The sequence below is a fragment of the Dielma fastidiosa genome (assembly GCF_000313565.1).
Classification (GTDB): Bacteria; Bacillota_I; Bacilli_A; order Erysipelotrichales; family Erysipelotrichaceae; genus Dielma; species Dielma fastidiosa.
Genome location: NZ_HE578925.1, coordinates 27,980 through 40,426 on the forward strand (window position 1 = coordinate 27,980; position 12,447 = coordinate 40,426).

The window sequence follows — 12,447 nt, forward strand, 5'->3', positions numbered from 1 at the left end:
CACTCTTTATGAAGGATGTGAACGAATGAAAACTTTTATTGTGAATGAGTATAAAGAATTAAAAGATTCTGATGTCTATGATTTGCGTACAGAGACATGTAAGGATTGTATCGGATGCTGGACATGCTGGCTGAAAACACCGGGCAGATGTGTGCATCATGATTTAGATGCTTATTATCAGTCATTGCTTCAAGCGGATACGTTTTTGTTTTATTTGCGGCCTAGCCATGATTTTGTCAGCGGCAGAGTAAAGACCTTATTTGATCGTATGATTGTTTTAGGACTGCCTTTTATTCGTTATGACAGCGGCGAATCAATGCATTTAATGCGATATAGGAAAAATCCATCAGTTATTGTGCGCTATCTTGATGAATTTTCAGATGCGCAGGCACGCTCATTATTTGTGGAATATTTACAGCGTGTTTTTTTTCAGTTTGGTATGGAGGTAATTGAAATCAACGCTGATGGAGGACAAGCATCATGAAAACGATATTTATCAATGGTTCTCCGCATGGCCGTCAGGGTAATTCTGAAATCTTTATCCGTCAGCTAATGATTGGGATGGATGTTGTATCAGATGTTCTTTATGTCAGTACGCATCAATATGATGAATTGGCGGATCAGGCTGCTTTGGCAGATCGGCTGATTTTTGTCATGCCGCTCTATGTGCATGCCATGCCGGGAATTGTCATGAAGCTGTTTGAAGTAATGAAGCCTGCGAAAAAGGGAGCGCAGATTCTTTTTGTTGTGCAGTCAGGCTTTATTGAAGCGGCTCAGTCAGCCTATTGTGTCAAAGCGCTCAAGCATCAGGCAGCACGGCTTGGCTATGAATGTTTAGGCGTCGTTGTTAGAGGGAATTCAGCAGGTGTTTCTTTAATGCCTGAAAAAGCGAATCGAAAGCTTTTTGAAGATTTGCAGGCACTAGGTCAGCGGTTAGCGGAAACCGGCGAGCTCGATGAGGTGATCGCTGCGCGGCTTGGTGATCCTTATCGGCTGAGCCGTCAAAAGTTATGTCAGCTGCAGCTTTTATCACGGCTTGGTTTAGGTGATTTATACTGGCAATATATGCTTAGAAAAAACCATGCCTATAAAAAGCGGTTCGATCGTCCCTTTGGCCAATAGGTTTGTTTCCAAAAGCTTAAAATCGTGGTAAGCTATTCATAATAAATCATGGAGGTGGCTTATGGCTGTACTGCATATTAATTTTATGTCAGCAGCACTAGGACGTCAGGTTAATTTTACGGCTGTGATACCTAGTGTCGATTTTGATCATCTAAATATTGAAGAAATGTATAACCCCAAACGAAAGCTGAAGGTCTTATGGCTGCTGCATGGCTTTTCAGGAGATGAGAATGATTATCTGACCTTTACCAATGCGGCCCGTTATGCTCAGGATCATCAGCTGGCCTTGATCCTGCCGCCGGCTGAAAACAGCGGTTATACTGATATTCCCAAGGGGGCTAAATATTTCAGTTTTATCGGTGAGGAGCTAGTCGCTTTCTGCCGTTATCTGTTTCCTTTAAGTGATCGGCGCGAGGATAATTTTATCGGCGGCTTATCAATGGGCGCGATGGGGGCAATGAAGCTGGCGTTGGCCTATCCTCATCAGTATTCAAAAGTGGTATTGATGTCCGGCTGTGCTTTTGATTTAGCAGACGGCGGAATGGGAAATGTTGACTGGTTCGGTGATGCTCCACAAGTATTTGGCGGTTCCATTCCAGGCGGCAGGGAACTGATCGGCACACGTGAGGACGCTTATGCGATGCTGAAGGAGAACGCGGAAAAGCATTGTGAACTGCCTTGTTTTTATATGCGTGTCGGCAGTAAGGATTTTCTGCTTGATAAGTGCCGTTATGCGAAAGCACAGCTGGAAACGTATGGCTATGAGTTAGATTATGCTGAGATAGAAGGATATGGACATGAATGGCGTTTCTGGGATCTGGTTTTGAATGAGGTCATTTCAACATGGCTGTAATTTATTCAGAAGAAGAAATCAGGCAGCTGATAGCACAGCTTTACGCATCAGATGCTAATGCCGGTTACGCGGCTTTGAAGCAGCTGGAAATGATGAGTGAAGAGGGGGCGGCAGTAAGTCTTTACTTAGATGAATTCTTTTCAATGCTGAATCATAAAAATTCATATGTGCGTAATCGGGGGTTGGTATTGATTGCGGCAAATGCTAAATGGGATAGTGCGCAAATGATTGATGCGAAGCTTGAGCACTTTCTCGATCATCTTCATGATGAAAAGCCAATTACCGTCAGACAATGCGTCAAACTGCTGCCGCTGTTAGTAAAAGACAAACCAGAACTTACTTTAAAAATAACGGCGGCCCTGCGGCAGGCACAGCCCATGGCCTATTCAGCAAATATGCAGAAACTGATTGCTGAGGATATTAAGCAAAGCTTGGCGTTGATTGAAAATGCCGCTCAGCGATAATTATAAGCGTTAAAAAACACATCTTTCTAAGAAATGATGTGTTTTTATATTATTGGCATTTTCAAAGGCAAACGATGCAGTTAATAGCGGGATTGATTCTGGATGGCCCACATGATCCAATTCGACCACTCAACGGCTAAATGTTTTTGGTGTTCCTTAAGAATGATTTTTGGACATAAACGGGGAAATTCGACTAAGGTTCTGACTTCAATTCCCGTGGATGTATCTTTAAATTGATGTCGGACACCGCCGATAATTGTACCGTCTTTGAGCTTCGCAATGCCTGTTGATTGAAAAGGGTAATCAAAATTTCTAGGTTCTTTTAATCCGGTTTCATCGTTAAACGTGATATAGAATTGAGTAGGAACCGGTGTGCAGCCGGCGGTTTCAATAACTTCAAGCGTATCGTTTAAGGGTCTTAAAGCATAATGGTCGGGACAGGCAGCAAGATTTGCACGGCGGTGTTCTTCACTGTCTTCTAACATCAGCGCGTCAATCACTTTAGAGAATTTTGCTGCTGTAATACCATCAGCCGATAGAATTGTTATCGCCGCCCGCCGTTTGCCGAATGAAAAAACAGCGGCAAGCTTCATCGCAAACTTGCCAAACGCCAATTTAGTTTTAATCAAAGATGTTATTTCAGCATAGGACATTTCTGCTTTTAGGGTCGTTAAGCTTTCATACAAACGGTCTGTATCATCAGTCATGGGCAATGTTTTCTTAAGATTTTTAAGAACTTTACCGATTCTTTTACGAATCCAAGCCGCTTTTTCCTCTTCGCTGAATTCTTTTCCATCAATTAATATTTTCATGATTGTTATCCTTTCAATATTTTGTATACCATATTTTTCATCGCATCCAGCGCGTCTTTATTGATTTCTGTGTTTTCATCAAAGACGCATATTAAGCCATTTAATATAAAACCAGCCGTAATGGAAACATTATTTACATGAAATACATTTTCTGATAACCCTTGTGTCAGCACGTTTTCTGTTTCTTTCTTTAATTGAGAAATCAGCTTTTCTGTCAGGGCATAATGATATTCACTGCGAAAGGGTGCGCTTGAACGAAGCGGTGCCATCTTTTCAGCATAATTGAAAAAGGCGGTCAATACAGCTTCTAATTTATCCCATGCGGTAAGCTTTTGATCCTTTAATATTGCTTCAAATACAGCAATTTCCTGTTGGATGTAGTAATTTAAAGCTTCATCAAGGAATTCATCCTTTGATTTAAAGTAATAATAAAATAAGCCGGTAGCAACCTCTGCCTGTTTCACTACTTCTTGAATGCTGACTCCTTTTTCACCTGCTTCAAAAAATAATTTAATACCAATATCTAATAATTCTTGCCTGCGTATATCAGGCTTTTTTACGATTCTGCTCATAATATGCCTCCACTGAATATGATTCAATTATAATATACTGAATATGGTTCAGTCAAAGATCAGCGCATAAAAAATGCAAGTCTGTTTATTTGACTTGCACTTTCTTAATCCTATTTTACGACTCTGACCCAATTAAACGGATCTTCAACCTTACCCCATTGGATACCGGTTAATGTATCATAAAGCTTTTGCGTCAGCTCGCCGGTTTTGAAATCATTGATCGTTACGATATGACCGCGATAATTCAGTTCCCCAATTGGCGAGATTACCGCCGCTGTACCCGTACCGAAAGCTTCTTCCAGTTCGCCTTTGTCACCGGCCGCCATCAAATCATCGATTGCCAGATGTGTCTCATGAACGGTATAGCCCCAGCTTTTCAGCAGTGCGATGATTGAGTCACGTGTTACACCCGGCAGGACAGTGCCTTCAATCGGTGCGGTATAGATTTCATTATTAATTTTAAACATAACATTCATCGTGCCGACTTCTTCAACATATTTGCGTTCTACGCCATCGAGCCATAAAACCTGAGTATAACCTAATTTTTCTGCTTTTGCCTGAGCGGCCACGCTGCCTGCGTAATTACCGCCGCATTTAGTGAAGCCAGTACCACCGCGAACGGCTCTTACATATTCTTCTTCAACATAGATTTTAACTGGATTAACCCCCTCTGGATAATATGCGCCTACCGGTGAGCAGACAATAACGAAGGTATACTTCTTTGAAGGGTGAACACCAACACTGGCTTCTGTTGCGAACATGAATGGACGAATGTAAAGGGAAGTGCCTTCAGCTGTTGGAATCCAGTCAGCTTCTACCTTCACCAATTCCTCAACGGCTTGAACAAAGTCAGCTTCCGGGAAAATAGCCATGCAGAGACGTTCATTTGAATTTGCCATACGGCGGGCATTCATTTCCGGACGGAATAATAAAATTTCATTCTTAGGTGATTTATAAGCTTTCATGCCTTCAAAGGTTTCCTGTGCATAATGCAGAACCATTGAAGCGGGATTTAACATGATCGGCGCATAAGGCTGAATACGGGCATCATGCCAGCCCTGGCCTTCATCCCATTCGCAGACAAACATGTAGTCGGAAAAGTATTTGCCGAAACCTAAAGCGTTTTGATCGGGTTTAGTCTTAAGATTCTCTGATTTTATAAATTTGATATCCATGATGTTCCTCCTATAATTTTGAAACAATTTTATCGCCCATTGCTGAGCATGTCAATTTGATTTTACCTTCTGTATAAATATCCGCTGTGCGGTAGCCTTCATTCAGCACCGCGTTCACCGCATCTTCAATCGCCTGACTTTCAGCCTCCATTTCAAAGCTGTATTTCAGCATCATCGCTGCTGATAAAATCGTACCGATTGGATTTGCGATATTCATGCCGGCAATATCCGGCGCTGAACCATGAATCGGCTCATACATGCCGCGGCTGCCAACACCCAGCGAGCTGGATGGAATCAAACCGATTGAACCGGTAATCATGCTGGCTTCATCACTTAGAATATCACCGAACATATTTTCAGTTACCACAACATCAAATTGTGAAGGATTTTTGACTAACTGCATCGCTGTATTATCTACCAGCATGTCAGTATAGGTTACATCTGGATATTCTTCAGCCAGCCGATGCATTACCTTACGCCATAATCTTGAGGTATCTAATACATTGGCTTTGTCGACGCTGGTTACATGATGACGGCGTTTGCGGGCAGTTTCAAAGGCAACTCTGCCAACCCGTTCGATCTCATGCTCACTGTAGCTCATAATATCCGTAGCCTTTAATTCATTATTTATTTCCTTGGTTTCACGCTCGCCAAAGTAAACGCCGCCAATAAGTTCCCGCACAATCAGCAAATCAATACCCTGAGCGACAATCTCCGGTTTCAGCGGTGAAGCGGCAGCCAGTACGTCAAAAACCTTAGCTGGCCGAAGATTAGAAAATAAACCCATTTCCTTGCGTATTTTAAGCAATGCTTTTTCCGGGCGAATCGCGGGATCGACCTGATCCCACTTTGGTCCGCCGACCGCTCCCAACAAGACGCTGTCACAGTCTAAACAGGCAGCTAAACTCGCATCGGGCAGGGAAGTGCCGAATTTATCGATTGCACAGCCGCCCGCATCAATATAATTATAAGTAAAGTGATGATGATATTTATCGGCAGCAGCATCTAAGACCTTGATGGCTTCATCGATGATCTCAGGCCCGATGCCGTCACCCTTAATAACAGTAATACGCTTATTCATGAATAGACTCCTTTTTTAATTTATTTATCAGGCCATTGCATTCAATAATCTCTTTAATAAAATCAGGGAAGGCATTTGCCTGATAGCTTTCATTTTTTGTATGATTGGTTATGATGCCACTGTCAAAATCAATACTGATTTCATCACCGGTTTCAATCTTATCGCTCGCTTCTTCACATTCAAGAATCGCTAGCCCAATATTAATTGCGTTGCGGTAGAAGATACGGGCAAAGCTTTTGGCGATAACACAGTCGATGCCGCTTGCTTTAATGGCAATCGGAGCATGTTCCCGGCTGGACCCGCAGCCAAAATTATAGCCGCCGACCATGATATCACCAGACTGCACTTTCTTCACAAAATCCTGATCGATATCAATCATGCATAAGGCGCCTAATTCTTTAGGATCACTCGTATTCAGATAACGGGCGGGAATAATTACATCAGTATCAATGTTATCACCGTATTTATGTGCCTGACCATGTGCTTTCATTTACATTACCTCCTTCACATCAGCAATTCTTCCCATGATGCCGCTGGCCGCCGCGATGGCAGGGGAAGCCAGATAAACCTCAGAATCGACATGACCCATTCGGCCGACAAAATTGCGGTTCGTAGTGGATACACAGCGCTCACCCTCGGCGAGAATACCCATATAACCGCCCAGACAAGGACCGCAGGTAGGTGTTGAGACGATACAGCCGGCTTCAATAAAGATATCCATATAACCGCGCTTTACACATTCAAGCCAAATCTTTTGTGTAGCAGGAATAATGATGGCACGTACATCACGATGAATTTTCTTGCCCTTTAATACCGCGGCTGCCGCTTCCATGTCGGAAATTCTGCCGTTGGTGCATGAACCAATTACGATCTGATCGATTTTTACTTCACCGACTTCATCAATGGTTTTTGTGTTTTCCGGCAGATGCGGGAAAGCAATCGTAGATTTAATGGTTGATAAATCAAGGTCGATAATTTGATCATACACGGCATCTTCATCCGCTTTATACGTTTTATAAGGACGATTGACACGTTCCTTTACATAAGCTTCAGTAATTTCATCAAACTCAAAGATTCCATTTTTTGCCCCGGCTTCAATCGCCATATTGGCAATACACAAACGATCATCCATGCTTAGATTTTTTAACCCGTCACCGCTGAATTCCATGGATTTATACAAAGCTCCGTCAACCCCAATCATGCCGATAATATGCAGAATGACATCTTTGCCGCTGACCCATGGATTTAATTTGCCATGAATATTAAATTTAATGGCAGATGGAACCTTGAACCAGCATTCGCCGCTTGCCATACCGGCACACATATCTGTAGAGCCGACACCCGTAGAGAAGGCATTTAACGCGCCATAGGTGCATGTGTGTGAATCAGCACCGATAATACATTCACCAGGCCCTACCAAGCCCTTTTCCGGAAGCAGGGCATGTTCAATCCCCATAGTGCCGACATCATAGAAATTCGTTACGTCAAAACGTCTGGCAAAGCTTCGGCATTGTTTGCATTGCTGAGCGGCTTTAATATCTTTATTTGGTGAGAAATGATCCAAAACGATGGATACTTTATCTTTATCAAAAATATCCGTAAAACCAGCTTTCTCAAATTCTTTGATTGCTACCGGTGTTGTGATATCATTACCCAAAACCATATCTAACTTGGCATTAATCAGCTGACCGGCTGTAACCTGATCCAATCCGGCATGAGCAGCCAGGATTTTTTGTGTCATTGTCATTCCCATTTTATTTTCCTCCCATTAAACGATTTACCGCCGAGAATAAGGCGATTACACTGGCGGCGATAATATCATCATGAATACCGGCGCCCCAGTACATCAATCCTTTTTCATCATGGATTCCCACATAAGCAACCGCCTGTGAGGTTGATCCCTTTGTCAGTGCGTGTTCTTTATAAAGCAGATCCTTATAATTAATATTTAAGGATGAAGTAATCGCATTGCTTACCGCATCAAGCCGTCCGTTGCCGCGGCCGACAATATCTCTTTTTTCACCGTTCATTTCAATCGTTAAAGTAACCATCACTTCATTAGTTCTGACAAAATGATAATCCAGCATATGAATCGGCATCGTTTTGTTAAAGTATTCCTGTTTGAAGATTTCAAGAATTTCATCACTCTTTAACTCCTGATGGCGATGATCAGAAATACCCTTCATCAGATAACCGATATCCTCACGCATTTCCTTTGGCGTATCATAACCGTATTTTTGTTCCAGCAGATAACCGATACCGCCTTTGCCTGACTGTGAGTTAATGCGGATAACACCGCCGTCATACTGTCTTCCAACATCCTGCGGATCTACCGGCAGATAAGGCACGGTCCATGTATCCAGCTGTTTCTCTTCACGCCATTTCATACCCTTGGCAATCGCATCCTGATGACTGCCGGAGAATGCCGCAAACACTAATTCACCGGAATATGGCGAACGTTCATATACATGCATACGGGTTACTCGCTCGTATACTTCAATGATTTCAGGAATATTAGTAAAATCAAGATTCGGTTCCACACCCTGAGAATACATATTCATTGCCAAGGTGATGATATCTACATTACCCGTACGCTCACCATTGCCAAACAATGTACCCTCAATGCGGTCAGCTCCGGCCAGCAAGCCCATTTCACTATCTGCAACACCACAGCCGCGGTCATTGTGCGGATGCAGGGATACAATAATATTTTCCCGTTCATGGAGATGATCACACATATATTCAATCTGATTGGCATACACATGCGGCATGCTGACCTGAACCGTTACCGGCAGATTGATAATTACTTTATTCTCAGGTGTAGGCTTTAAGACATCAATGACAGCATTGCAGATATCAGCCGCAAAATCCATTTCCGTCTGGGTAAAGCTTTCCGGTGAATATTCAAATTGATAATTACCCTTCGTTTCATCAGCAATTGACTTAATCAGCTTAGCGCCGTCTACTGCAATCTGGATGATTTCTTCCTTGCTTTTTTTGAACACCTGTTCACGCTGGGCAACAGAAGTAGAATTATACAGGTGAACGATCGCTTTTTTAGCACCCTTCAAGGCATCAAATGTCTTACGGATAATATGCTCTCTGGCCTGTGTCAGCACTTGAATCGTCACATCATCAGGAATCAGATTCTGATCGATCAGCGCTCTTAAAAACTCATATTCAGTTTCACTGGCTGCCGGAAAGCCTACTTCAATTTCCTTAAAACCTACTTTTACCAGCATTTTAAAGAATTCAAGCTTTTCCTCAAGGCTCATCGGTATAATCAAACTCTGATTGCCGTCCCGTAAATCAACGCTGCACCAAATCGGCGCATGATCGACGTAATCCTTTTTAATCCAACGCATCGGTGCGTTTTCTACATTAAAATATGTACGCTGATATTTATTCGCATGTTTCATTTTTATGTCCCTCCCAATAAAAAAAGCCCAGTCTTATCAAAAAGACGGAGCTTAACACCGCGGTACCACTTTTCTTGATATCAAATTGATATCCTCTCAGCCAGTTTCAAACAAAACTGTTCTTCAATAACGGGAAGTCCCGACTTCCTTACTCGTTGCCTTTCAGGTTGCAGCTAACGGGCGAGAGCTGGATGTACATGGTACTGCTTCACATCAGCCAGCAGCTTTCTGTATCCGTTTTCCATCAGCATTTCCCGATCATCGCTTTTTATTTGATACTAAGAGAATACCCTTGTTTCATGAAAATGTCAAGACTATTTACAGCTTATTTCATAAATTTACAATAAATGAAATCAATACTCCTTGATGACTCTGATCCAGCAAGTAGTTTTCTTTGGCGGATCATTTTCTTCCACCATAGTTTTCTTTTCATAAGTGACAGATTTAGGTGACCCTGATTCATGGATGGCTTTGTTTAAAGAACGCTGCCCTGAGTTATTGCTTACATCAATGCCGCATTGCCAATCAATATTGCCATTATCATACATATCAGCTTCATGAATACAGTCATACTCATCACTGTCACTTTGGACATTGGTAAAATTAGCTTCGGATTGTGAAATATTAGCTTCAATTTCATCATCCATTTGCTGCATCTGTGACTTTTTCACTGGCGTTGGCTGACGTTTTGTGCATGTATCATAATTTGAGCAATCTTTACAGAATTCATCTTCACTGACCATCTCATCATAAGGATCATCAAAATTTGCACAGAGTGAGTCATCAAATAGATCATAAGGACTTTGATCATCCTCTTTCCAGACATGCTGATCCCCGTATTCCTTGATTCTTTCCTTTACCTTATCGAAAGTATCTTCCTCATGATCAATTAAATCATAAGGACTGCGGTCTTGTTCATGCCATACTGCGGTTTCATTTTGATCATCATTGACTGAATCCATCGTAGCTTCTTCACCGTCTGCTTCCATCAAATCATAAGGACTGATGTCTTCTTCGCGCCACACCGGCTTTGTCTGAATGGATGGATCTTTTACTTCTTCATCAAGAAATGGCTTAAATTCTTCTTCAAAGTTTAGCTGATCATTATCCAGATCCACATAAATTTTATCCATAACATTCTCCTTTCTTCTACCCATACTATGTAGAAGTAGGCATTTGGTTCATCCTCACTTCATTCTTATTAAGAAATATTTGCTGGCGTAATGGGTCTGATAAGAAAAAAATGATATAATTAATTTATAGAAGAAACAAAAATGATATGCGCATGGAAATAAAGCAGCTTTAAGATTGATAGGTTTGAATAATTAAAAATTGGAGGGCTTTTTATGAGTAAAGAAAAGAAAAAAATAACCATGTGAACCGTACGCTGGCAATTATCATTATTGCTTCATTTTGTCTGCTTATTTTAGCATTTGGTATGAGTCATCCACGAAAGCGTGAAATTCCGGTACTAGAAGATGGCGGCAGTATTTTTATGTCCTATGACGGCCCGGTTTTTCCTTTGACAAGCAGTGAGGCAGTGCCGGGGATTGAAGTAGTTCGTGAAATTGAATTTGATTTGTCTGATTATGACGTTTCATACGGTTATCGAGGTCTGCGGCAAAGTAAGATTCATGATTGTTATGTTTTGATGAATACCACAACGGAAGATAAAACGTTTACAGCACTCTATCCATATGTTTCTTCGTTTGATTCTAAGCTAAATCCAATCATTACAGTGAATGGTAATGAAGCAGAAACAAGGCTGCATAGTGGTATGTATAGCGGTGATTTCAGTGGTGCAGGAAGTAATACAGAAAGCTTGAATCTAAACGAAATATCCTCATGGGAGGGTTATCAAGCACTGCTTGCTGATGATGCCTATATAGAAGCAGCCTTCAGTGACTATCCAACACTGGATGAACCGGTATATGTTTATGAATTCAGTGAGATTAGCGATGGCGGCTCGGATGCCGCTGCTCCAACATTAAGCATAGAATTTTCAATGGATTATAATCAAACAGCAGTTTTTACTTATGGTTTTAATGGTGGCAGGTTTGAGCCTGAAAATAATTACTCACAGCGCAGTTTCTTCATTCCTGCCAAGGGTGACTATGATTATGGAATGTTAAGAATGTTGATTGTAATGGGTGATGATATTGCAGCTTATGATATACAGGGCTATCAAAATGGCGGCTGTAAACCCGGCGAGGAAATTGAAGGAGCAGAAGCTGTCATCAGACGTTATGAAACAACACTAGGTGATATACTGAAAACGATTACCACTGCTCATTATGAACAAAGTATCAGGACTACGGCTGTTGATGAAGTGGCTCCCTTGATAGCTGGTGGAATTAGTGAAGAAATGTTTTATGGTGAATTATGTCGTGTGTTTAAGCAATATAGTATCATTGGCAATGATACAAAAGAAAGGTATCAGACTGGCATGATAGAGGATTTGCTTAGTGATGTTGAGTTTTATAAACGCATTCTGTATGAGGCTTTTGAAATAACTATTCCAGCGGGTGAGAGTATTAGCGTTGAAGTGGAATTTAAGAAACGTGGAAGCTTTGATTTTGGTGGTACAGGCGGCAGGAATTTCGGTGTTACCGGTTATGATTTTGTCACTCAACTAGGCTCAGTTCTAAGCTTTAAGGAACAGTCATTGGTATTGAGTAATGATAATGGAATTGAAATTGTAAAACAAAATGTGGGCATTGATCCTGTTCAAAATCATGCTGAGCTTGATTTAAATGTTGAACACTATTATCTTGAAGTGCGATCAACTGACAAATAGTTTTTATGGAAAATACTGGCATTTCACCAAGCCTTGACATTTGTGAATGGCTATCTTAAAATAAGAATATCATTTCTAAAGGAGGTGCAGGGCAAGTGATGATTCGTATGATAGAGAGTACAAAACATAACCAACAGTTAGCGCATGATGCT

Annotated in this window: 13 protein-coding genes and 1 other annotated feature; of the genes, 5 read left to right on the forward strand and 8 right to left on the reverse strand. The window is 41.6% G+C overall.

Annotated features, from left to right (window positions below):
* Positions 1-25: 25 nt before the first annotated feature.
* From DAHG_RS05840 to DAHG_RS05855, 4 genes are all read left to right on the forward strand, one after another.
* On the forward strand, positions 26-484 hold the full coding sequence (locus DAHG_RS05840; RefSeq protein WP_022937404.1) for a hypothetical protein: 459 nt from the start codon (positions 26-28) through the stop codon (positions 482-484).
* On the forward strand, positions 481-1,122 hold the full coding sequence (locus DAHG_RS05845) for a hypothetical protein (protein ID WP_022937405.1): 642 nt from the start codon (positions 481-483) through the stop codon (positions 1,120-1,122). The genes DAHG_RS05840 and DAHG_RS05845 overlap by 4 nt, the downstream gene beginning before the upstream one ends.
* Positions 1,123-1,183: 61 nt before the next feature.
* A complete protein-coding gene (locus DAHG_RS05850) occupies positions 1,184-1,975 on the forward strand; it encodes an alpha/beta hydrolase (RefSeq protein WP_022937406.1) in 792 nt (263 codons plus the stop codon).
* Positions 1,966-2,439, forward strand: a complete 474-nt coding sequence (locus tag DAHG_RS05855) for a hypothetical protein (protein WP_022937407.1) — start codon at positions 1,966-1,968, stop codon at positions 2,437-2,439. Before DAHG_RS05850 ends, DAHG_RS05855 begins: the two co-directional genes overlap by 10 nt.
* Before the next feature lie 80 nt (positions 2,440-2,519).
* On the opposite strand, the gene DAHG_RS05860 is transcribed toward DAHG_RS05855, so the two are convergent.
* The 8 genes from DAHG_RS05860 to DAHG_RS05895 all read right to left on the reverse strand — a co-directional run bounded on the left by DAHG_RS05860 (position 2,520) and on the right by DAHG_RS05895 (position 10,631).
* A complete protein-coding gene (locus DAHG_RS05860; protein ID WP_022937408.1) occupies positions 2,520-3,251 on the reverse strand; it encodes a calponin homology domain-containing protein in 732 nt (243 codons plus the stop codon).
* Between the two features lie 5 nt (positions 3,252-3,256).
* Positions 3,257-3,823, reverse strand: a complete 567-nt coding sequence (locus tag DAHG_RS05865; protein ID WP_022937409.1) for a TetR/AcrR family transcriptional regulator — start codon at positions 3,821-3,823, stop codon at positions 3,257-3,259.
* Positions 3,824-3,933: 110 nt separating this feature from the next.
* On the reverse strand, positions 3,934-4,998 hold the full coding sequence (locus DAHG_RS05870) for a branched-chain amino acid aminotransferase (RefSeq protein WP_022937410.1): 1,065 nt from the start codon (positions 4,996-4,998) through the stop codon (positions 3,934-3,936).
* A 10-nt stretch (positions 4,999-5,008) separates the two neighbouring features.
* Positions 5,009-6,079 carry a 3-isopropylmalate dehydrogenase gene (gene leuB, locus DAHG_RS05875; protein ID WP_022937411.1) on the reverse strand — a complete coding sequence of 357 codons (1,071 nt, stop codon included), beginning with the start codon at positions 6,077-6,079 and terminating at the stop codon, positions 5,009-5,011.
* Positions 6,072-6,569 carry a 3-isopropylmalate dehydratase small subunit gene (leuD, locus tag DAHG_RS05880; protein WP_022937412.1) on the reverse strand — a complete coding sequence of 166 codons (498 nt, stop codon included), beginning with the start codon at positions 6,567-6,569 and terminating at the stop codon, positions 6,072-6,074. The genes leuB and leuD overlap by 8 nt, the downstream gene beginning before the upstream one ends.
* Positions 6,570-7,832: a 3-isopropylmalate dehydratase large subunit gene (leuC, locus tag DAHG_RS05885; protein ID WP_022937413.1), complete on the reverse strand. Its 1,263-nt coding sequence runs from the start codon at positions 7,830-7,832 to the stop codon at positions 6,570-6,572.
* A gap of 1 nt (position 7,833) precedes the next feature.
* Positions 7,834-9,498 (reverse strand): 2-isopropylmalate synthase, encoded by a 1,665-nt coding sequence (locus DAHG_RS05890; RefSeq protein WP_022937414.1) that lies wholly within the window; start codon positions 9,496-9,498, stop codon positions 7,834-7,836.
* 37 nt (positions 9,499-9,535) lie between these two features.
* Positions 9,536-9,769, reverse strand: a binding site (T-box leader).
* Positions 9,770-9,851: 82 nt separating this feature from the next.
* A complete protein-coding gene (locus tag DAHG_RS05895) occupies positions 9,852-10,631 on the reverse strand; it encodes a hypothetical protein (protein ID WP_022937415.1) in 780 nt (259 codons plus the stop codon).
* Positions 10,632-10,936: 305 nt separating this feature from the next.
* On the opposite strand from DAHG_RS05895, the gene DAHG_RS05900 reads away from it, so the two are divergent.
* The gene (locus DAHG_RS05900) at positions 10,937-12,295 is read left to right on the forward strand and encodes a hypothetical protein (RefSeq protein ID WP_187118763.1); all 1,359 of its coding nucleotides are present in this window, start codon (positions 10,937-10,939) and stop codon (positions 12,293-12,295) included.
* Positions 12,296-12,447 lie beyond the last annotated feature (152 nt).

Bases quoted from the DNA above. Each gene is read 5' to 3' on its own strand.
- leuB (WP_022937411.1), bottom strand. From the start codon at position 6,079: ATGAATAAGCGTATTACTGTTATTAAGGGTGACGGCATCGGGCCTGAG.
- DAHG_RS05855 (WP_022937407.1), top strand. From the start codon at position 1,966: ATGGCTGTAATTTATTCAGAAGAAGAAATCAGGCAGCTGATAGCACAG.
- leuD (WP_022937412.1), bottom strand. From the start codon at position 6,569: ATGAAAGCACATGGTCAGGCACATAAATACGGTGATAACATTGATACT.
- DAHG_RS05870 (WP_022937410.1), bottom strand. From the start codon at position 4,998: ATGGATATCAAATTTATAAAATCAGAGAATCTTAAGACTAAACCCGAT.
- DAHG_RS05840 (WP_022937404.1), top strand. From the start codon at position 26: ATGAAAACTTTTATTGTGAATGAGTATAAAGAATTAAAAGATTCTGAT.
- leuC (WP_022937413.1), bottom strand. From the start codon at position 7,832: ATGGGAATGACAATGACACAAAAAATCCTGGCTGCTCATGCCGGATTG.
- DAHG_RS05900 (WP_187118763.1), top strand. From the start codon at position 10,937: ATGAGTCATCCACGAAAGCGTGAAATTCCGGTACTAGAAGATGGCGGC.
- DAHG_RS05890 (WP_022937414.1), bottom strand. From the start codon at position 9,498: ATGAAACATGCGAATAAATATCAGCGTACATATTTTAATGTAGAAAAC.
- DAHG_RS05865 (WP_022937409.1), bottom strand. From the start codon at position 3,823: ATGAGCAGAATCGTAAAAAAGCCTGATATACGCAGGCAAGAATTATTA.
- DAHG_RS05895 (WP_022937415.1), bottom strand. From the start codon at position 10,631: ATGGATAAAATTTATGTGGATCTGGATAATGATCAGCTAAACTTTGAA.
- DAHG_RS05845 (WP_022937405.1), top strand. From the start codon at position 481: ATGAAAACGATATTTATCAATGGTTCTCCGCATGGCCGTCAGGGTAAT.
- DAHG_RS05860 (WP_022937408.1), bottom strand. From the start codon at position 3,251: ATGAAAATATTAATTGATGGAAAAGAATTCAGCGAAGAGGAAAAAGCG.
- DAHG_RS05850 (WP_022937406.1), top strand. From the start codon at position 1,184: ATGGCTGTACTGCATATTAATTTTATGTCAGCAGCACTAGGACGTCAG.